We start from the raw sequence: 17,933 nt of genomic DNA, 5'->3' as shown, positions 1-17,933 counted from the left end.
AAGACCGCCCGATGCAGGGCCCCCGCTGGCTTACGCCCTGTTTTCCACGGCGGACGAAGTGGCCTCCGCAACGGCCAACTCGGCCAGGGCAAGGGCTGCTTCGCGCGTTGCGGCGGCCGCGATGAAGCGGCCATTGTGGCAGAAGCTCGCGCCGGCGACCCCACAGACCGCCTCCAATTCGCCGTTGGTCAGACCGGCCCAGGCCGCCGGCAGGTCTGCGCGAAGCTCAAAGCCCTCATCGGACTTGCGGATTCCCGTCAGGCACCAGTCTTTTTCACGCGGATGAACGACGAACAACAGGTGATCGGCACCGGATTTCACGACGGCCGGACGAAAGGGCATGCCCATCGGCAACTCGAGAATTCGACCGTCGCCGGCCTGGGCGATTTGCTGAAGGACGAGCGTCTCAGCCCTCAGTTTTGCCGCGCGCTGCACCACGCCAGCCTCGACGAGCGTGCGGGCAATCGCCAAGGCCGCCTGAAAGCCACGATCATCAGCCTCCTGGCCGGCTTCGTCGAAAACGGGTTTCAAGGTTTCCAACAGCGCCGGCAGTGTGAGCCCGGCGAGCGGTCCGGCCACGGACGGATCAAACGCGCCATTGTCCACCAGGTCGACCGGAAGCACGAAACGGGCGTCGAAGGCGGCATGGACCGCCTCGACATGGTCATGAGGAACGCCTGAGGCGGCCAGATAGTCGCGGCCATAGTGCTTCCAGATCAGTCCGAAAGAACTGTAGGGCCGGCCGTCCTCTCTGAGCGGCGCGCCGCGCTGGTGATGATCAAAGATACCGGCGGCGGCGTCATACTGACCGCCCACATCGTAGACAATGCGGTCCGCACCGGGCCTGATCCATTCCGCAGCCCGACTGCGGACGAGACGGGCCTCTGGGAAAAGCCGTGTGAGGATGACGGTGGACAACAGCTCGTCGGCATGGAAGCCCCCGGAATGGGTAACGAGAAACTCTGGGATCATCCCGATTGGCCTTGTGGTTCGTTGAAGAGAGAGCGCCCCACATAACCATTGCTTGCTGCCACCTCAACCCACTATCGTCTTCGCGGCATGGGGATCTCGCAACCGGACGGGTTCGAGCGCATGACGACGAACCCCATCTACTGTTTTACGACACCCCCATCTCCAATCCACCAGGCTTCCCTCGGATATCGACTCCGAATGACGTAAGAGCCTTTCACGGACAGGATGTCAGCCGGTTCAAGTCACTGCGGCGAGATGATAGTTGTTCGCCCGGGCGGCGATCAGATACCCGGGGGGACTGGATACGCCGCCAACGCTTTGACAACATAGGCGCTCAAGGCAGGATTGCGATTCGATGACGATTTTCTTTAAGGCAGCAATTTCCGACGACGTGGCATTCGGGATGATCGAGCGGTGTTTTTCCGATCCGGATGACTATGACGGCTATCTCGATATCTTTGGCGATCACACCGAGCGGACCGTTTCATGGAGCAAGGGACGGTCGGTAGACGAGTTCAGGACGGAGATAACGGAAGCGTTGCGGTTCGCCTGGGAGAGCGCACGTTTCTGGCAGGTATACGAACGGCGGGAGGACCGGGACGATGCCGGCACCAATGAAATTCGACGCGCTGCCATCAACCTGACACGCACCTATGGCGGCGTGATCGTCATCACGTTGAGCCTGCTTGGCAGGCGCAGCAGCACAAACGATCTCGAACTGGTGTTTGTCTGCTTCCAGGAAGATGCCCAGCGCCGGAATTTTCGCGTGCGCTACGACGGGAAGTTCATTCCCGTCTGACGCCCGGTGCGCCCAGAAAGCTGCGCGCCCGTCGCTTCGTTCCACTCGCTCCCTGAGTTACGGATGCTGCGGATGGCGCGGATCGTCGTGCGGCTTCAGGAGAAATCGGCGCGCCACGTCGAGATAACCGCGATAGACGAGGCCACCATTGATCATCAGCAGCGCAACTCTGTGCCGGCGATAAAGGCCCGGAATCTGATACCAGGGAACACCCGGTCGCTGGTGATGCAGCACATGCAGGTTGTTGTAGAGAAACAGGAGACCGAAGAGCGGCGTGCCTTCGACGATCGCCGTCCGCTCGTCATGATGGCCGGCGTAGCGATGTTCCGCATAGGAGCGAAGCCGCGTCAGCGCCGCACCGACATAGACGAAGCCGAACAGATAGAGCCAGAGCGGCATGCCGCACACCGCGACAACCCAGACGAGCACGACGGCAACGCCTGCCGCGTGCGCGCGCCAGATCCTTGTCCGCGCGCAGTCACCCCGCGCGATCAGGACCGCCTCCTGCGCGAGGAAGCTCAGGATCATGACCAGCGGGCCGAGCGTCAGCCGGCCGAGCAAGGTCGTGTTCCACTCGGCAAGTTTCCGTCCCACCTTGCCCATGCCTTCCCAGGCAGTCCGGGTGAAATAGGAGGACTCCGGATCCTCTATCGGATCCGTCAGATGTTCGTCCCGATGGTGGACGAGGTGCCCTTCGCGATAGATCGCATAGGGCAGCCAAAGGGACAGCGGCGGCCATCCGATCGCATCGTTGACGCGCTGATTGCGCGTCGGATGCCCGTGAATGACTTCGTGCTGCAGCGATCCGTGCCAGGCAATGAGCCAGCCGCCAAGGCCAATCACGACGGCAATAGGAAGCGATTGCCAGAACCAGGTCAGAGCGAGAAAGCCACCATAGATGACGAGGGTCAGGACAATGGTCTGCCATTCGACGCGGGCGATTGCAGATAGGCTCGATTGTTGGGGCAGCGCGTCAGTCGACATCGGGTCTCCGGCCGGAAAAGGCGATCGATTTCAATCGCCAATATAAAAAGCCGACCAATGGGAACGCGCCGCATAGCTTTGCGGCGAAGCCACGCAAGCGGGAAAAGTGCCTGCGCCAAACACCACAACTAAAAAATATTTATTCTATGTAATTTGCATTCTATTCCGCCCATCTCGCTCATGTTCGCGACCGGTTGGGATGAATCGCAGTTGATGAACCGTCAGGCGATCATCGGGTAGCCCCGGCCGGCAGCATCGCGGTCAAGCGCAGCCAAAGCCTCATAGTCGCCGTCTCCCAGCACGCTGATGCCGCGCAGCGAAAGCGTATCGCAGATCTCGGCAAGCGCCGGATCGGCGATGGTTTCCGCAAGCACGCGGCGCAGCAGCACAAGATCCCTAGCCGGCGTCGACATGGCGGTGATGAATGGCAATCCCGGACCTTTTTTCGTTTCCGCCAGGATGCGCACGCCGGCGACGCGATCCGGGTCGAAGCGCAAGGTATTGCCGAAGGTCACGCAGTCGATCGCGGCGATATCGGCGATCCCGCTCGAAACCGCGTCGATGCTCGCAACATGGCCGCCGGTCTGAAGCACCGACGAGAAAAACCGGCCGCCGATCGCATGGGGCGCCACAAAGGCGCGAAAGAGGTTGTAGCCGGAGTTGCTGCCGGGATCGTTGATCGCCGCGCGGGCGCCCCGCAAATCCCCGATCGAACGCACAGAGGATTCGGAATTGACAATGATAAAACTGCATTTGAGCGGACCATCGCAGCCCGGCAGTCCGTAGACCGGTGTCGCCACCAATTGCACCTGGCCGCGCAGCCGCTGGACATAGGGATAGCCGCAGGTCTGGCCGAACAACAGATCGGGACGAAGCCAGGCCTCGTCATAATGTATGTCCTCCTGCAGTGCCGCGGGCGCATCGAGCCCCACGGCACGAAGGCGATCCGCCAGCGCCTCCCAGAACAACCGCGTCGCGTCTTTCAGCGGCGCCGGGCTGACATACATGGCAAGACTTGCGATGGGCATGAGCGACCTCGGGGCGACATCGTGAATGCGATTGAAAATCCTATGCATTGCATAGACTTAATTCTCAATCGAATTCTATGCGACCCCGAGGCCCGCCTCGAGGATAGGGGATTGCCGCACGCGCTTGTCTTAGACGGTCTTCGGTTCTTTGAGAAAAAGAAGCGTCGGACGAGGGCGGCCACGCTCGTCCGACGGTGGGGGCGGATCGCGCACGCGCAGGCCATTCATCATGCTGAGAACCGGGCATCTCGGTCCGTGGCTGTCGTGCGTCGATGGGAATGGCGTCGACTGCTGCCGCCAGCCGCGACGCCCTTACTCGGCCGCCTGAACCCTGTCCCTCGGCTTGCTCATATAGGGTAGTGCGAAGAGATAGAGGCCCGTCGGCAGAAGCACGGCCAGCGGCGGCAGAGGCAGGTAGTAGACCCATTCGGGGAGCACCACCAAAGCCATGCCGGCAAAGATCGCAGCAACGGCCAGGGAGAACAGCAGCGACGCCCATCGATGGATTGTCTGGATGAGAGAGGTCATTCTAGGCACCTGGATTGTGAAAAGCGGTTCTGAGGCCAAGCGATGATCAGTCGAGTTTCGCAACGACCTCTGCCAACTGGGTGATGAAGCGCGGCCATCCGACGGTCGCGCCCTGGAAATAAGCCTTCTGGTCCGCCCTGAAGCCGCGCTGCTCCATGCGCAGGTTCGTGCCGCCATCGGCGGCGGCAAGGGTCCACGTAACGACGCTGGTGAGATCCTTGGTATCCCAGCGATAGGCGAGTTCGCGGTTCGCCTCGATCGTCTGAACCTCGCAATCGACCTGCCCCCAATCGGCGGAGAGGGTAAAGCGACGGCCGACCTCAGGGATGAAATCGTTCCGCATCAGCCATTCGGCGATCAGTTGCGGTTGTGTCAGCGCGCGCCAGATCTTCTCTGGCGGATAGGGAAAATTGCGTTCGACCACGACAGCGCGGGTAGTTTCGGTTGTTTCGATCATTGGTCCATTCTCTTCAGTAGATCATCGAGATCGTCGAAGCGGTCCTGCCAGAAGCCGGCCATCTCCGTCGTCCAGTCAACCAGGGTCCCAAGCGCTTCGCGTCGGGCGCTGTAATAGGTGTAGCGGCCTTCATGCCGGTCGTGCACGAGCCCTGCAGCTTTCAGGATCTTCAGGTGTTTGGACACGACCGGCTGCGAAACGCCGGCATCGGCCAGCAAGCCGACGACGGTCGTGTCCCCCTGGCGGCACAGATGCTCGAAGAGCCCACGACGTGTGGGATCTGCGAGCGCCCGGAATACCGCGTCCTGTAACTGCGACATGTCTCATACCCAATTGGCTATGTGATGACGTATAGCCAATTGGCTATGCGTTTGTCAAATGCGTTGCGGCGAAACCCGCTTGCAGGTCTCGTCCGTCTTCGCAGCAAGGGCAGCTAGAGAGGAAGGTGAGCTAGTCGGAGATTACCATTTCTTGCTGAGCCTGAAGGTGACGGTCCGGGCGTCGCCGTAACCGCAGACGAGCACGCCGCTGCAACCGCTCACATATTCCTTGTCGAACAGGTTGGTGACGTTCAGAGCGGCACCCCAGCCGTCCTTCTCATAACGCAGTCCGGCATCGAAGACCGTCGAGGGCGGCACCTTCGCCGTGTTCTCCTTGTCCGCCCAGCTTTCGCCGCGATAGCGAACACCGGCACCAAGGCTGACGCCCTCGAACGCCCCCTGCTGCACGGTGTAGTCGATCCATAGCGAGGCCTGCGCGTCGGGGACGAGATAAGGCGACTTGCCGACCAGTGCCCGGTTTGCGTCGTCGGTCACCTCGATATCCATGAAATCGAGGCCGGCGATCACCTTCCAGCTCTCGTTAAGATTGACCTTGCCCTCGAGTTCGATGCCGCGGGAGCGCACTTCGCCGGTTTGGGTGGAAATGCTCGTCAGCGGGTCGGTCACCAGCGCGTTGCGTTTCGTCAGCTGGTAGACGGACGCCGTCAGCACACCGTCGAAGAAGGTCGGCTCGTATTTGACGCCGGCTTCGAACTGTTCGCCTTCCTCGGGTTTGGTATTGCCGGTCGCCGTCACCGCCACGATCGGATTGAAGAAGGTAGCGACGCTGACATAGGGGGTCAGGCCATTGTCGAATTCATAAGCAAGCCCGGCGCGGCCGCTGGCGGCGCCTTCGCTATAATCGAAGGTCGAATTCTGCGTCGGAGCCCAGAAGGTGGGCCCATTGTCGGTCCGGGTGTCGACATAGTCATAGCGGCCGTTGAGCGTGACGAGCCAACCGTCGCCGAAGCGAATCTGGTCCTGTGCATAGACGCCCAGCTGCTGCTGGGTGATCACCTGGTTGATATAGATGGCGTTGGCCGGCTGTGGTGCGCCGTAGACCGGATCCGTGGCGCTGATCGGCGTTCCCGCCGACGATGCCTGAACGTGGTCCAGGCGGAAGAGCTTGTAGTCCAGCCCGACCAGCAGCGTGTGATCGAGGGCGCCGGTCTCGAACTCTCCCTCGAGGCGATTGTCGGCGCTGAACGCATCGACCTTGGAGGTTGCCTCGAAGCCCAGGCGATAGAGCAGATTGTCGGGAGTGGCCGGCACCGGCGAAACCGGGAACGGCAGGCTCGGATCGTAATACCCGTAGGTATACGGGCCATTCTCGTGCTTGTAGAGGTGGCCGTAGCGCAGGTTCTGGCTGAACCGCCAGCCGCTGTCGAACTCGTGCCTCAACTCGTAGCCGAGCATCTGCTGGACATAGGTGCCGGTATCGATCCCCGGTTCACCGAAGAAGGCCTTGCGGTCGATCTTGCCGAAAGGCGCGTCGACGACCGAGCCGACATAGGGCAGGAAGCCGCCGCCGGTGTGGACCTGATCAAGGCCCTGCAGCAGACCGTAAACCGTCAGGCTGGTCGCATCGTCGGGTTGATAGGTGAGCTGCGGCAGGATGAAGCCGTGCAGGTCTTCCGAATGGTCCACATAGTTGTCGCCGCCGGAGACCTTGCCGGTGACGCTGTAGTTGATCGCATCGTCCAGCGGCCGGTTCACATCGATGCCGAGGAAGGCATTGCCGTTGTTGTTGATCCCAGTCTCCACATAGGCGGAGGTGTCATCACTTGGCCGCTTGCTGATGAGGCTGACGATGCCGCCGGGGTTGGCGCCGCCATAGAGCACCGACGCCGGCCCCTTCAGCACCTCGACGCGCTCGAGCATGAAGGGATCGATCTGGAAACCGCCGAAACCATAGGAGAAGAGGTTGAGGCCATCGAGGAAGACGCCGGTCTGCGTTGCATCGAAGCCGCGGATATAGAACCAGTCCGTGTCCGGATCGACGCCAAAGGGTTCGGCCATCACGCCCGGCGTGTAGCGAAGCGCCTCGTCGACCTTGTTGACGACACCGCGATCGTCCAACTCCTCGCGGCCAATGACCGATACGGACTGGGGAATTTCGCTGATCGGCGTTGCCGCTTTCGAGCCGGTGGTCGTCGCCTTGGTGACATACCCCTCGACCGGACCGGTCGCATCGTGTTGGATCGCGCCGGCCTGGACCTCGATCTTTTCCAGCCGGGTTGCCGGTGCATCCTGCGCGATCGCGGCACCCGCCACGAGAATTGCAATGCCGGCTACCCCGCCTGCCAGCCATTCGGCCAAACCCGCCGCCCCGTCACTCACCATCATCTCTTCATCGCCCTGAGCCGCCCATCGCACCAATCCCCGCAGGCGATACGCAGCGTTAAAAACAAACTCCAGATAAGATGAGTGTTTATATCAACTATTACGCCGACGCTTGGAGCGATCCACGGAAATTGAACGATCCTGGGCTATTCACAGCGAACGCTTGTCCGCCCCATACGACGTTGCTCAGGCCAAGCGGCTCCGCCGCCATTGCGCCGGCGTGGTGCCGACGACCTTGCGGAAAACCCGAGTGAAATGCGCCTGGTCCGAGAATCCGGTCTCGACGGCAACGGCCGTTAATGACGTGTCATTTTTCAGCAAGAGTTGCTTGGCCCGCTCGATACGCGCATTCGTCTGCCATTGATGCGGCGCCATGCCGGTCGAGGCCTTGAAGGCATGGCTGAAATGCGATTGCGACAATCCCGCCAGCGTCGCCAACTCCTCGAGCCGGATGTTGCGGCCGAAATTCTCCTCGATGTAGTCAGCCACGCGGCGCATCTGCCAGGCGGCAAGTGGACTGCGTTTGCGCGGTGCAGCGCGGTTGAGCTTCATCAGGTCGATGAACAGCGCTACGGTCAGGCCATCACCGTAGAGATCATGCAGCGGCTGCGGATTGAGGCACTCCGCGGCGATGAGCCGGGCGAGCTGCAGGAAACGCTCATCGTGAAACATCAGCCGTGGCGTGTCGCCACGGCTGACATCGAGATCTTCCATCAGGCGCCGGCTGAGGACATCGAGATTGAAGTGCAGATCAAGATGGCGGATGTACTGCACATCGACGACATCGGCCCGGATTTCCATGCCGGCCGGGATGTATGAAAGCCCCTGTTCGCGATAGTTCTGCACGGTCCCGGGGCCACCGGGCGAGAGCTTGACGTTGCAGCGGCTCCCGCCCTGCGCATCGAGCACGATGAACATGCGTGGATCATCCGACACATAGTGGCCGCCCGCCTGCGCCTCGCATTCGACGTCCCAAACATCGGCGATGATTCCGTTCCATTCCCGGCGGCGCAAGCCGCCGAGAACCTTGAAGCCGGAGATCTTGTTCTGCATCCGTGGCTGGAACGTCATCAATTGGCCAAATGCTCGGGGAAATCAGAGGCCGTGCCTCGATCCAATTCCTTCCTTCTTTACTCACCTTTAATGCACAACGGAAGCCCTGACGGGGCGCGCATCAGCGACTCCTATCGAAGGGCGTATCAGGCCGGCATCGGTGGGAACGAACCCGCAGGCTTCAAAATAGAAGCCATGAAGATATGCCTCGAAGTCGACATGCAGCCATTCGGACAACCTTGCATTTGCTACCGCCTCTTCGACGAGCCGACGCGCATAGCCCTTTCGCCACCAAGGGGCGGCCACCATGTCGAACAGAAAGGCGTGCACACCACCGTTCCAGGCAACATTGACGAAACCGGCAAGCTTTGCCGAGAGACGCAGGCAAGCCCAGCCGAGACTGAAGGTGTTCACCTGCCTCCACCAATCGTCATCTCAAACCTGCGAAACACTCGGCATGCAGGGCGTTCAACTCGGCATTGTTGAAGTCGCCGCGCCATATCAGGCGCGTGTCGTCAGCGCTGTTTCCCGTCATCCTCTCTTCCATCGGGAGGCGGGATCACTTGTCTTTCGTCCGATATCGCATGTTCGGCAATGATCGACAGCCTGAGCTTTGCGAACTCGTCCAGCAAAGCGCTTTCCGCCTTGTCGAACGCCTGCACCAGGGCGGCATTGGCTGCCCGCTCTACCGGACATGTGGGGTGATCTTCCGAAATACCGGCGACCAGGACCTCGCCTTCATCCAGCGCCTTCTGAATATCAAGGACTGTCAGGTCGTCCAGCGACCGCAACAGAACCCATCCGCCGCCTCGTCCTCCTTCGGAATCCACCACGCCGTTGCGCTTCAAGGCCGCCATCGTGCGGCGCACGACCACCGGATTGGTGTTCAACATTTTCGCGATGGTTTCCGAAGTCTCGCGCCCGCCCAGAAGCCCCATATGGATGAGCACGTGGATCATCCGCGCCAGCCGGCTATCTCTTTTCATATGCCACCCCTAAATCGTAACTATGATTGTTACGCATTCTTGACCTCACCCGATTCTGTAACTTATAAAATTACGGAATCAAGGACCGAGGGATGCGAAGACGGACGATATTGGCCGCTCTGCTGGCAGCAGCGTGGCCGGCAAGGAGCGCTGAGATCGCCATCCGAGGCACTACATCAAAAGCGGAAGGACTGAAAATGCCTGCTCGTACCATCGAGACGCGAACGATCCGGATGAATGTCGCCGAACAGGGAGAAGGGCCGCTCGTCCTCTTCTGCCACGGCTTTCCGGAAACGGCCCGCGCCTGGCGTCATCAATTGGCGGCACTGGCCAAAGCCGGATTTCGTGCTGTGGCACCGGATATGCGCGGATATGGGCATACGGAATGCCCCGCAGCGATCGATGAATACACCCTGTTTCATCTCGTCGGCGATATGGTCGCGCTCTTGGACGCGCTCGGCGAAGAGACTGCCCTCATCGTCGGCAACGACTGGGGTTCCACGGTCGCGTGGCAGGCGGCACAAATGCGGCCGGATCGCTTCCGTGGCGTGGTAGCGATCAATGTGCCGATGATGGCTCCTCCGCCCGAGCCGCCGAGCCGGATCTTCCCGCAGACCGAGAAGGCACAGCTTTACGCGCTCTACTTCCAGGAGCCCGGTATCGCCGAGGTGGAGCTGGAGCGGGACATTCGGCAGACGCTAAGGAAAATTCTCTTTGCAGCTTCCGGAGACGCCGGCCCGCGGCAAGCCGGGGATCAGACGCCAAATCCATTCGGGATGGTTTCCCGGCGCGACGGACTGCTCGCGGCTCTTCCTGATCCGCATAAAATGCCGGACTGGCTGTCGGCCGCCGACCTCGACGCCTATGCGCAGGCGTTCGCCCACTCCGGCTTTCGCGGTGGCCTGAACTACTACCGCAACCTGGATCGCAACTGGCAACTGCAAGCGTCGCTCGCCGGCATGAAGGTCGATGTACCCGCCCTGTTCATGGCCGGCGAGCGGGACACCGGGCTCAGCATCCCGGGAATGCAGAACATCATCGACGCAATGCCCGGCCTCGTTCCCCAACTCCTGGACAAGGTCGTCGTGCCCGGCAGCGGACATTGGCTGCCGCAGGAACGTCCGGGCCTCGTGAGCGACGCCATCATCGATTTCGCGCGGCGTATCTGACGGTCAGTGAGTTGCTCGCCGCGCTCGTCGGTGCACAACCTCATCGGATCAAAGCGCGCCGGTCATGCGCAATACGACCTCAAGCGGAACGAGCCCTTTCATCGAGCCGTTACCGGAAGCCGACTTTCCGTCCTCGATCGCCAGCGCGAAGCGGAAGGCGGGATCTGCCTCGATGCGTTTGCGCAGCGCGTGGATGCGGGGGTAGTTCCGCTCATAGTCCTGCGGATCGATCGCCTCGTGAAAATCCACCCAGCGCGCGACGCCAACGAACACCGCATCGGCGAGCGTCGGCCAGTCGCCCAGCAGATAGTCGCTGTCGCCCATCATTGTCTCGAGCTGCGTATGGCGCTTGCCGACAAATTCGCGCCCGGCGGCGCGGAGCGTGTGGCGATAATCCTCCGTGACCTCCTCCGCCTCCAGCGCCACCCACAGGGGGAAGAAAGCACCGGTGAAGCCGGTGTTGAGGAAGGCGATGAACTGATGCATCCGGTCAGCTTCGTACGTTCCGGGCGCGAAGCTGATGCGGCGCTCTCGGTCCCGTCCCTCCAGCCACAAGGCGATCGCCATCGTTTCGGTGAGGACACGGCCTTCCTCGCTGACCAGTACGGGGGTTTCGACCCGACCGTTCAGCCGCCGATAGGCCTCGGTGCGCATTTCCCCGAGCATGTCGACGCGGGTGAGGCGGTAGGGTTGGCCGAGCCATTCGAACGCAGTGACAAGTCCTGCGGAACTGCCAAGCGGAAAGCCCGCGGTGAAGATCGGTTCAGAGATAGAGTGCATGTCGGTTTCTCCATGGTTGGTGCCATGGATGTAACTTTGTGGACGCTATCTCTGTAGCCGGCCAGACTTGGACTTATCGTCTACGTGTGTAGACGCTGACTGCCGGGAGTCAGATCGCCGCCCAACCAGGGATCGCGGCCCGGCTTTCCAACGGATGGCGCTCCGATCGAACGCGCGCAAAATGCAAAGCGGTGGAGCTCGTCATGCGGGCTCGGCAGAGCGCATGAGCACTTTCGGGCTGGAGAAAACCGGGAGACTACCTATTTCGTAGGAGACCCCATGGAGAGGGCCGCAGGTCTTCAGCGCGAAAGGAACAAGAGCTTATGGCAAAGAACACGATCTGCCTCTGGTACGACAAGGATGCCGAAGCGGCCGCACGCTTCTACGCCGAAGTCTTTCCGGACAGTCGCGTGACGGCGGTGCACCGGGCGCCCAGCGACTATCCGTCCGGCAAGGAGGGCGATGTGTTGACGGTCGAGTTCACTGTTGCCGGTGTCGCTTGTCTCGGCCTCAACGGGGGACCGATGTTCAAGCACAACGAGGCCTTCTCGTTCCAGATCGCGACCGACGATCAGGAAGAGACCGACCGCTACTGGAACGCCATCGTCAACAATGGCGGCGAGGAGAGCGCCTGCGGCTGGTGCAAGGACAAATGGGGGATCTCCTGGCAGATCACGCCCCGCGTCCTGACGGAAGCGCTCGCCGCCGGCGGCGGCGAGGCGAAGCGCGCGTTCGAGGCCATGATGGACATGCGGAAAATCGACGTGGCCGCGATCGAAGCGGCAAGGCGCGGCTGAAGCTCCGCCACGACGGGCCATCCTGCCAACGGCGTTCTTAGCCGACCAGAGCGGACGCGCGCACGTCGAAAAAGCCGCGCGTCTGCGAGACTTGCATGCTAGTGCGTGCGCACGAAGTGAAACCGTTTTTCTGGAAGGCGGCGAAAGGACGGTATAGAACTGCGCGAAGCAGCTGGCCGACATCGGATGCTTTGTGACGTTGCTTGCCCGTTGGATGTGCACTTGAGACGACAAGGACAGAGTTCATGACCGAAAAATCTCCCGCTGACAATTTCCCTGCCGGCTACCAAGTTCCCAAGGTCTGGACCTGGGACAAAAGCAACGGCGGCGCGTTTGCCAGCATCAACCGCCCGATCTCCGGGCCGACCCACGACAAGGACCTGCCGGTTGGCAAGCACCCGCTGCAGCTCTATTCGCTCGCGACTCCGAATGGCGTGAAGGTCACGATCATGCTCGAAGAGCTTCTGGCCGCCGGCCATTCGGGCGCCGAATATGATGCCTGGCCGATCCGTATCGGCGATGGCGAACAGTTCGGATCCGGTTTTGTCGACGTCAACCCCAACTCCAAGATCCCGGCGCTGCTGGACCGTAAGCCGAAAGGCGGTGGCGAACCGGTCCGCGTCTTCGAGTCGGCCTCCATCCTCACCTACCTCGCAGAAAAATTCGGCGCCTTCCTGCCGAGCGAGCTTCGTGCCCGCACCGAGACCTTCAACTGGCTGTTCTGGCAGATGGGCTCAGCCCCCTTCCTCGGCGGCGGCTTCGGTCATTTCTACGCCTATGCGCCGATGCACATCAAATACGCCATCGACCGCTATGCGATGGAGGTGAAGCGCCAGCTCGACGTGCTCGACCGTCATCTCGCCGACCACCGTTTCCTGGCGGGCTCCGAATACACCATCGCCGACATGGCCACCTGGCCCTGGTACGGCAACCTCGCGCTCGGCCAGGCCTATGGCGACGCCGGCACCTTCCTCGAGGTCCAGAGCTACGAACACGTCCAGCGCTGGACGGCCGAAATTGCCGCGCGCCCGGCGGTCAAGCGCGGTCGCATGGTCAACCGGTTGAGCGGCGATCCGTCGGAACAGCTGCACGAGCGCCACGACGCCTCCGACTTCGAGACGAAGACGCAGGACAAGATCGCTCAGGCCGAGACGGCCTGAGGAGGATCGCATGGCAAACCTGCCCGACATGAACAAACACCGGGGCTTTCCGTCCGGCATGCCGGGCACCGGCATCCAGTTCACCATTCGCCGGGCCAATCCGCGCGGGGTAACGCCGCTCAAGGCGATACCGCGTCGCGGCCGCCCAGGCACGGCGGAACACCGGATCGACGCCGCCTTCCTGCATGCTCTCTGGCATTACTTCGGCGCGGAACCCTTCGAGCGCGGCAATCTCGACGCCGCCCGCCTCTGCCTTCTCTTCGGCCGCGAGGTCGTGGCCGCGGACAAGGACTTCGATCCGCTGTCCTACGAATCCCTGCTGGTGATCGATGAAAGGGTCGCCCGTCAGAGCTTCCCGGAGTCGTTCGAGGCCGTATTCGAGGTGTGACCGCCGCGTTTGGGCCTTGAGCATCTGGTCGCCGAGGCCCAATCGGCTTTTCCGCCGCCTCCGCGTAGACCCAACGAGCTGACTGGAGCGGCTTTCAGCGCTCCCACAGCAGGGACGCAACGATCGGACCGGCTGAGAAATTCCTACCCTGGACGACGGTTCGTTGCAGGAAAATCGTTCTCATATAATCCATAAAATATATGGATTATATGTATATAGAGATCATCTTCTCCTCCATGATGCTGAAGCAAGGTCACGCGGCGCTGACCAACGGCCGACGGATTGGCGCGCGCCGACCGCCAGAACCCAGATCTCGACGGAGGATCCGATGTCCAATTCCATTTTCGGCCAGGCCTACCGCCGCCGCAGCGTGCTGAAATCGCTTGCCGCCGCGGGGACCCTGCCTTTCATCGCGCCGCTTGTCGCATCGACGGCGCTTGCCTCCGGCAACAAATACGCCGGGCGCACGATCAATCTCTTGATCATCCAGCCGCATGTGGTCACCGGCAAGAAGATCGCCGAGGATTTCGAGAGGTTAACCGGCGCCAAAGTCAACGTCACGGCGGTCCCTTATGACCAGGTCAGCGTCAAGGCGACACTGGACGTGCAATCGGGCGCGAACCAGTTCGACGTCATCGACTATTTCTATACCTACAAGGGCCAGCTCGCCGAAGATGGCGTGATCGAGGATGTGACGGACCTGATCGAGCGCGACAAGGCGGAGATCCAGCCGGACGATTTCATCCAGACCATCTACGACCAGTACACGCTGCATGATGGCCGCCGCTACGGCCTGCCCTATGACGGCGACAGCCACCTGCTGTTCTACAATCGTGAGCTCTTCGACCGCTATGGCCTGAAGGCGCCCTCCACCTGGGACGAATACAATGAAAACGCCAAGGTGATCACCGAGGCCGAAGCGAAGAACGGCATCTACGGCGCGGCCGTTCTGGGCGCCAAGATCCCGGTTATCATCCTCTCCACCTATGCCAACCGCCTGACCGGCTTCGGCGGCAACTTCCTGAAGCCGGACGGCACCTCCGCGCTTGACAGCACCGAGGCCGTCGAGGCCTTGAAATCGCTGCTCGCCTCGGCACCCCATGCGCTGCCGACCCCGCTCGAAACCCGCTTCGAAGAGGGGCTGCCCGCATTCCTCAACGGCAAGGCGGCGCAGATCGATTTCTGGACCGACCTTGGCGGTTACGCCCAGGATCCCAAGGGCTCGAAGATCGTCGACAAGTGGGGCGTGGCCCGCATCCCCACCGGTGGCAGCAACAAGACGCCGCGGCTCGCCTTCAATGCCGGATTCGGCTTTGCAATCACGAGCGGATCCAAGAACAAGGATGTCGCCTGGGACCTGATCAAGCTTGCCACCGGCAGGGATTATCACGAGCAGCTCTTGGCGCTGACCGGCTCTGGCATCGACCCGGATCGCCAGTCGGGCCTGAAGTCGGAGAAGTTCAAGGCCTTCCAGCCGCTCGTACAGCCGCTGCTCGACGACGGCGCCTTGGAAAACAGCCTCGCCTGGCCGACGGCGGTTTATGCGCCGAAGCTCGAAAACGCGCTGACCGACGAGCTGGCGCTGGCGCTCGCCGGCACCAAAACCGCAGAACAGGCGATCGCCGATGCCCATCAGGCCTGGACCGAGATCATCGAGACCAACGGCTGATTGCTCGCTGGGGGCGCTCGCTTCCTCCCGGCGGCGCCCCCTCTTCTCTTTAGAGGTGAAAAATCATGACCACGCAAACCTCGCGGAAGCGCAGAATCGGCCGCAGTGAATTCGAGATCACACCTGGTGACCTCGATGACATCGAGGACATGCTGATCACCACACGGGCCGGCAGCGGGCCGACACGGCCGGCTCTGGCTAAGGCCGCATGACCGCCTTCACCCTCGACGCCCTTGGCCCGGACGCGATCCGAAAAACCTGGCGCCGAGGCACGCTATCGGCACGCTTCGGCCGAGCGTTATGGATCGCCCCCGTCGTGCTCGCGCTGGCCGTCACGACGCTCTACCCGACCGTCTTCCTGCTGGGTCTCGCCTTCAGCAAGAGCACGCTTGGAAAACCGTTTCGCGGCTTCGTCGGCATCAAGCATTTCGCAACGGCGCTGCAGGATCCGGTGTTCCTTTCGGCGATCGGCAGAAGCGTCGCCTATGCGTTTTCGACGTCGCTGCTGCAACTCGCATTCGGTTTCCTGATCGCGCTGCTTTTCACGTCGCTGCTGAAAGGCGGCCGCTTCCTGATGAGCCTCGTGCTCTTGCCTCTGATGACACCGCCCGTCATGGTCGGCATCGCCTGGAAGCTGATCTTCGCGCCGGCGGGCGGGTTGCTGAACGGCACATTGATACACTACGGCGTGATCTCCCAGCCGATCTCGTTCCTCGGCCACCCGCTGCTCGCCTGGCTGGCGATCGCCGTCGCCGACCTCTGGCAATGGACGCCCTTCATCGTCATCCTCTGCTTCGCGGCGCTTTCGACGATTCCGGAAGGGGTCCGGGAGGCGGCACTCGTCGATGGCGCGAATGGCTGGCAGCGCTTCTGGCACATCACGCTGCCACTCGTCGCCGCGCCGCTCTCGTCGATCTATCTCTTGAAACTGATCCTCTCGTTCAAGCTGTTCGACCTCGTCTACATCCTCACCGTCGGCGGGCCGGGTTTTGCAACGACATCGGCCGGATTTTCCATCTACAGGCGGGCGATCGAGCAGTTCGATGTCGGTCGGGCGGCCGCCGAAACGATGATCTATGCGCTGGTCATCGGGCTGGCGACGCTGCCGGTCGTGCGTCTCCATCAGCATTTCGAAAGGCGCGAATTATGAAGCTCGTCGCACGCCATCTCTGGCTGGGCCTTGCAACGGCACCGATCGTCGGCTTCTTCGCCCTGCCCTTCCTCTATCTCCTCGCCGTCTCCCTGAAGACGAAGGACGACGTGCTCAACGGCCATTTCTGGCCGACGGCGCCGACGCTTGCCAATTGGCCGGCGGCCTTCGAAGCGGCCAATGTCGTCGGCTTCATAGTGAATTCCGTGATTGTATCGCTCGTTGCCGGATCGCTCACCATCGCGCTCACGCTGCCTTCAGCCTACGCAATGCTGCGGCTGAAGATCGGCGGGCGATGGCTTTCGGACGTAACGCTCTCAAGCTACATGGCACCACCGATCGTGGCACTCATCCCGCTGTTTTTCCTGCTGAAGGCGAGCGGTCTCCTCGACACGCGCCCCGGTCTGGTTCTCATCTACGGTTTCGCCAACGTACCCGTCGCCTTCTGGTTGCTGACGCCATTCTTGCGCCGGATGCCGATCGAGATCGAGCAGGCCGCCGCCATCGACGGAGCCGGGCCCCTTCGCATTTTACTGCAGATCGTGGTGCCGATCATCGCGCCGGGCATCGTGGCAACCTTTATCATCGTCACGGTGCTCGCCTACAACGAGTTCCTCTTCGCTTCGGCCTTCACCTTCTCCGATGCCACGCGAACGCTGCCAGTCGGCATTTCGCTCTTCCAGGGCGACAGGCTGGTGAATTTCGGCCAGATGGCTGCGGCCTCTCTGGCGGGCATCGCCCCGGTCTATCTGATCGCACTGTTCATGCAGCGCTATCTGGTCAGCGGGCTGGCCCATGGCGCTGTGAAGTAGGCGGAAGGTCGTCGGCCTTTACTGCGCCTTCTCCACCTGGCCGCGGATCTCGCCGTCGGGGAATTTCGCCGTGTGGATGTTGAGGTACCACTTGCCGCCTTGCAGATCGGCGAGCTGCTGATCGGTGAGTTCGGCAGAGCCCGATTTCATGGAGGTCGAGATATCGACGACCGGGTCGGCGTTTTCGCCCGCGGCCGCCGGACCATGGAAATGGGCGCCGGTAGCATCCCCCGACAGGCCATCGGCCGTCACGGTCCAGGTCAGCTTCTTCGACGTTGTATCGAGGGTGATTTCGCCCATGCCCTTGCCCGCGCTTTCATTGGGCGGCACCTCACTCGATCCCGTCATATCCGCCTTGAACTTCAAGGTTTCGGCCGAAACACCGCCGGCGGCCATGATCGCTATGGCGGCAAGGCCAGCCAGAAGGGAACTCTTGTGGATTGGTCTCATCTCGCATCCTCCCAGGGTTGAGCAGGCCTCCCAACCCTGAGCACCGGTTTAAGTTCCGATTCACAGCCTGTGACGGGATGCGGGTATT

General features: G+C 61.7%; 21 protein-coding genes. 9 read left to right on the top strand and 12 right to left on the bottom strand.

The annotated features are described in order from the left end of the window. Positions 1-30 precede the first annotated feature (30 nt). Complete coding sequence (locus QM996_RS19710) at positions 31-972, bottom strand: MYG1 family protein (RefSeq protein WP_334197760.1); 942 nt, start codon at positions 970-972, stop codon at positions 31-33. A 355-nt stretch (positions 973-1,327) separates the two neighbouring features. Here QM996_RS19710 and QM996_RS19705 point away from each other — a divergent pair, with 355 nt between their 5' ends. Continuing rightward, positions 1,328-1,771 (top strand): hypothetical protein, encoded by a 444-nt coding sequence (locus QM996_RS19705; protein WP_334197759.1) that lies wholly within the window; start codon positions 1,328-1,330, stop codon positions 1,769-1,771. Between the two features lie 57 nt (positions 1,772-1,828). Here QM996_RS19705 and QM996_RS19700 read toward each other — a convergent pair whose 3' ends face one another. The 9 genes from QM996_RS19700 to QM996_RS19660 all read right to left on the bottom strand — a co-directional run bounded on the left by QM996_RS19700 (position 1,829) and on the right by QM996_RS19660 (position 9,470). Further along, positions 1,829-2,755 (bottom strand): fatty acid desaturase, encoded by a 927-nt coding sequence (locus QM996_RS19700; RefSeq protein ID WP_334197758.1) that lies wholly within the window; start codon positions 2,753-2,755, stop codon positions 1,829-1,831. Positions 2,756-2,976: 221 nt separating this feature from the next. Beyond that, entirely contained in the window at positions 2,977-3,783 is an 807-nt protein-coding gene (locus QM996_RS19695; protein WP_334197757.1) for a phosphate/phosphite/phosphonate ABC transporter substrate-binding protein, read from the bottom strand. A 312-nt stretch (positions 3,784-4,095) separates the two neighbouring features. Further along, complete coding sequence (locus tag QM996_RS19690) at positions 4,096-4,311, bottom strand: hypothetical protein (protein ID WP_334197756.1); 216 nt, start codon at positions 4,309-4,311, stop codon at positions 4,096-4,098. Between the two features lie 46 nt (positions 4,312-4,357). Beyond that, entirely contained in the window at positions 4,358-4,768 is a 411-nt protein-coding gene (locus QM996_RS19685) for an SRPBCC family protein (protein WP_334197755.1), read from the bottom strand. Then, a complete protein-coding gene (locus QM996_RS19680) occupies positions 4,765-5,088 on the bottom strand; it encodes an ArsR/SmtB family transcription factor (protein ID WP_334197754.1) in 324 nt (107 codons plus the stop codon). The genes QM996_RS19685 and QM996_RS19680 overlap by 4 nt, the downstream gene beginning before the upstream one ends. 141 nt (positions 5,089-5,229) lie before the next feature. Beyond that, entirely contained in the window at positions 5,230-7,434 is a 2,205-nt protein-coding gene (locus QM996_RS19675; RefSeq protein ID WP_334197753.1) for a TonB-dependent siderophore receptor, read from the bottom strand. 183 nt (positions 7,435-7,617) lie between these two features. After that, complete coding sequence (locus tag QM996_RS19670) at positions 7,618-8,502, bottom strand: helix-turn-helix domain-containing protein (RefSeq protein WP_334197752.1); 885 nt, start codon at positions 8,500-8,502, stop codon at positions 7,618-7,620. A gap of 69 nt (positions 8,503-8,571) precedes the next feature. Then, positions 8,572-8,898 carry a GNAT family N-acetyltransferase gene (locus QM996_RS19665; protein WP_334197751.1) on the bottom strand — a complete coding sequence of 109 codons (327 nt, stop codon included), beginning with the start codon at positions 8,896-8,898 and terminating at the stop codon, positions 8,572-8,574. A gap of 101 nt (positions 8,899-8,999) precedes the next feature. Further along, positions 9,000-9,470 carry an Rrf2 family transcriptional regulator gene (locus tag QM996_RS19660; protein WP_334197750.1) on the bottom strand — a complete coding sequence of 157 codons (471 nt, stop codon included), beginning with the start codon at positions 9,468-9,470 and terminating at the stop codon, positions 9,000-9,002. A 197-nt stretch (positions 9,471-9,667) separates the two neighbouring features. Here QM996_RS19660 and QM996_RS19655 point away from each other — a divergent pair, with 197 nt between their 5' ends. After that, the gene (locus QM996_RS19655) at positions 9,668-10,639 is read left to right on the top strand and encodes an alpha/beta fold hydrolase (RefSeq protein ID WP_334197749.1); all 972 of its coding nucleotides are present in this window, start codon (positions 9,668-9,670) and stop codon (positions 10,637-10,639) included. A gap of 48 nt (positions 10,640-10,687) precedes the next feature. Here the strand turns inward: QM996_RS19655 and QM996_RS19650 are convergent, their stop codons facing one another. After that, positions 10,688-11,419 (bottom strand): glutathione S-transferase family protein, encoded by a 732-nt coding sequence (locus QM996_RS19650; protein WP_334197748.1) that lies wholly within the window; start codon positions 11,417-11,419, stop codon positions 10,688-10,690. Positions 11,420-11,742: 323 nt separating this feature from the next. Between QM996_RS19650 and QM996_RS19645 the strand changes: the two genes are divergently transcribed. The 7 genes from QM996_RS19645 (at position 11,743) to QM996_RS19615 (ending at position 17,395) form a co-directional block, all read left to right on the top strand. Further along, positions 11,743-12,216: a VOC family protein gene (locus QM996_RS19645; protein WP_173519006.1), complete on the top strand. Its 474-nt coding sequence runs from the start codon at positions 11,743-11,745 to the stop codon at positions 12,214-12,216. A gap of 245 nt (positions 12,217-12,461) precedes the next feature. Continuing rightward, complete coding sequence (gene yghU / locus QM996_RS19640) at positions 12,462-13,376, top strand: glutathione-dependent disulfide-bond oxidoreductase (RefSeq protein ID WP_334197747.1); 915 nt, start codon at positions 12,462-12,464, stop codon at positions 13,374-13,376. Positions 13,377-13,386: 10 nt separating this feature from the next. Next, positions 13,387-13,764 carry a hypothetical protein gene (locus tag QM996_RS19635; RefSeq protein ID WP_334197746.1) on the top strand — a complete coding sequence of 126 codons (378 nt, stop codon included), beginning with the start codon at positions 13,387-13,389 and terminating at the stop codon, positions 13,762-13,764. A 328-nt stretch (positions 13,765-14,092) separates the two neighbouring features. Continuing rightward, entirely contained in the window at positions 14,093-15,433 is a 1,341-nt protein-coding gene (locus QM996_RS19630; protein ID WP_334197745.1) for an ABC transporter substrate-binding protein, read from the top strand. Positions 15,434-15,498: 65 nt separating this feature from the next. Then, on the top strand, positions 15,499-15,645 hold the full coding sequence (locus QM996_RS19625; RefSeq protein ID WP_334197744.1) for a hypothetical protein: 147 nt from the start codon (positions 15,499-15,501) through the stop codon (positions 15,643-15,645). After that, positions 15,642-16,583 (top strand): carbohydrate ABC transporter permease, encoded by a 942-nt coding sequence (locus QM996_RS19620; RefSeq protein WP_334197743.1) that lies wholly within the window; start codon positions 15,642-15,644, stop codon positions 16,581-16,583. The genes QM996_RS19625 and QM996_RS19620 overlap by 4 nt, the downstream gene beginning before the upstream one ends. After that, on the top strand, positions 16,580-17,395 hold the full coding sequence (locus tag QM996_RS19615; RefSeq protein WP_334197742.1) for a carbohydrate ABC transporter permease: 816 nt from the start codon (positions 16,580-16,582) through the stop codon (positions 17,393-17,395). The genes QM996_RS19620 and QM996_RS19615 overlap by 4 nt, the downstream gene beginning before the upstream one ends. Positions 17,396-17,413: 18 nt before the next feature. Here the strand turns inward: QM996_RS19615 and QM996_RS19610 are convergent, their stop codons facing one another. Next, a complete protein-coding gene (locus QM996_RS19610) occupies positions 17,414-17,845 on the bottom strand; it encodes a CHRD domain-containing protein (protein ID WP_334197741.1) in 432 nt (143 codons plus the stop codon). Positions 17,846-17,933: the final 88 nt, after the last annotated feature.

It is taken from the genome of Sinorhizobium chiapasense, assembly GCF_045277575.1.
Classification (GTDB): Bacteria; Pseudomonadota; Alphaproteobacteria; order Rhizobiales; family Rhizobiaceae; genus Ensifer; species Ensifer chiapasense_A.
Note: the sequence above shows the minus strand (reverse complement) of the source record. Positions and strands in the feature narration are given on the sequence as shown.

Bases quoted from the DNA above. Each gene is read 5' to 3' on its own strand.
- yghU (WP_334197747.1), top strand. From the start codon at position 12,462: ATGACCGAAAAATCTCCCGCTGACAATTTCCCTGCCGGCTACCAAGTT.
- QM996_RS19620 (WP_334197743.1), top strand. From the start codon at position 15,642: ATGACCGCCTTCACCCTCGACGCCCTTGGCCCGGACGCGATCCGAAAA.
- QM996_RS19635 (WP_334197746.1), top strand. From the start codon at position 13,387: ATGGCAAACCTGCCCGACATGAACAAACACCGGGGCTTTCCGTCCGGC.
- QM996_RS19700 (WP_334197758.1), bottom strand. From the start codon at position 2,755: ATGTCGACTGACGCGCTGCCCCAACAATCGAGCCTATCTGCAATCGCC.
- QM996_RS19650 (WP_334197748.1), bottom strand. From the start codon at position 11,419: ATGCACTCTATCTCTGAACCGATCTTCACCGCGGGCTTTCCGCTTGGC.
- QM996_RS19670 (WP_334197752.1), bottom strand. From the start codon at position 8,502: ATGACGTTCCAGCCACGGATGCAGAACAAGATCTCCGGCTTCAAGGTT.
- QM996_RS19660 (WP_334197750.1), bottom strand. From the start codon at position 9,470: ATGAAAAGAGATAGCCGGCTGGCGCGGATGATCCACGTGCTCATCCAT.
- QM996_RS19705 (WP_334197759.1), top strand. From the start codon at position 1,328: ATGACGATTTTCTTTAAGGCAGCAATTTCCGACGACGTGGCATTCGGG.
- QM996_RS19655 (WP_334197749.1), top strand. From the start codon at position 9,668: ATGCCTGCTCGTACCATCGAGACGCGAACGATCCGGATGAATGTCGCC.
- QM996_RS19610 (WP_334197741.1), bottom strand. From the start codon at position 17,845: ATGAGACCAATCCACAAGAGTTCCCTTCTGGCTGGCCTTGCCGCCATA.
- QM996_RS19625 (WP_334197744.1), top strand. From the start codon at position 15,499: ATGACCACGCAAACCTCGCGGAAGCGCAGAATCGGCCGCAGTGAATTC.
- QM996_RS19690 (WP_334197756.1), bottom strand. From the start codon at position 4,311: ATGACCTCTCTCATCCAGACAATCCATCGATGGGCGTCGCTGCTGTTC.
- QM996_RS19710 (WP_334197760.1), bottom strand. From the start codon at position 972: ATGATCCCAGAGTTTCTCGTTACCCATTCCGGGGGCTTCCATGCCGAC.
- QM996_RS19630 (WP_334197745.1), top strand. From the start codon at position 14,093: ATGTCCAATTCCATTTTCGGCCAGGCCTACCGCCGCCGCAGCGTGCTG.
- QM996_RS19680 (WP_334197754.1), bottom strand. From the start codon at position 5,088: ATGTCGCAGTTACAGGACGCGGTATTCCGGGCGCTCGCAGATCCCACA.
- QM996_RS19685 (WP_334197755.1), bottom strand. From the start codon at position 4,768: ATGATCGAAACAACCGAAACTACCCGCGCTGTCGTGGTCGAACGCAAT.
- QM996_RS19615 (WP_334197742.1), top strand. From the start codon at position 16,580: ATGAAGCTCGTCGCACGCCATCTCTGGCTGGGCCTTGCAACGGCACCG.
- QM996_RS19675 (WP_334197753.1), bottom strand. From the start codon at position 7,434: ATGATGGTGAGTGACGGGGCGGCGGGTTTGGCCGAATGGCTGGCAGGC.
- QM996_RS19645 (WP_173519006.1), top strand. From the start codon at position 11,743: ATGGCAAAGAACACGATCTGCCTCTGGTACGACAAGGATGCCGAAGCG.
- QM996_RS19695 (WP_334197757.1), bottom strand. From the start codon at position 3,783: ATGCCCATCGCAAGTCTTGCCATGTATGTCAGCCCGGCGCCGCTGAAA.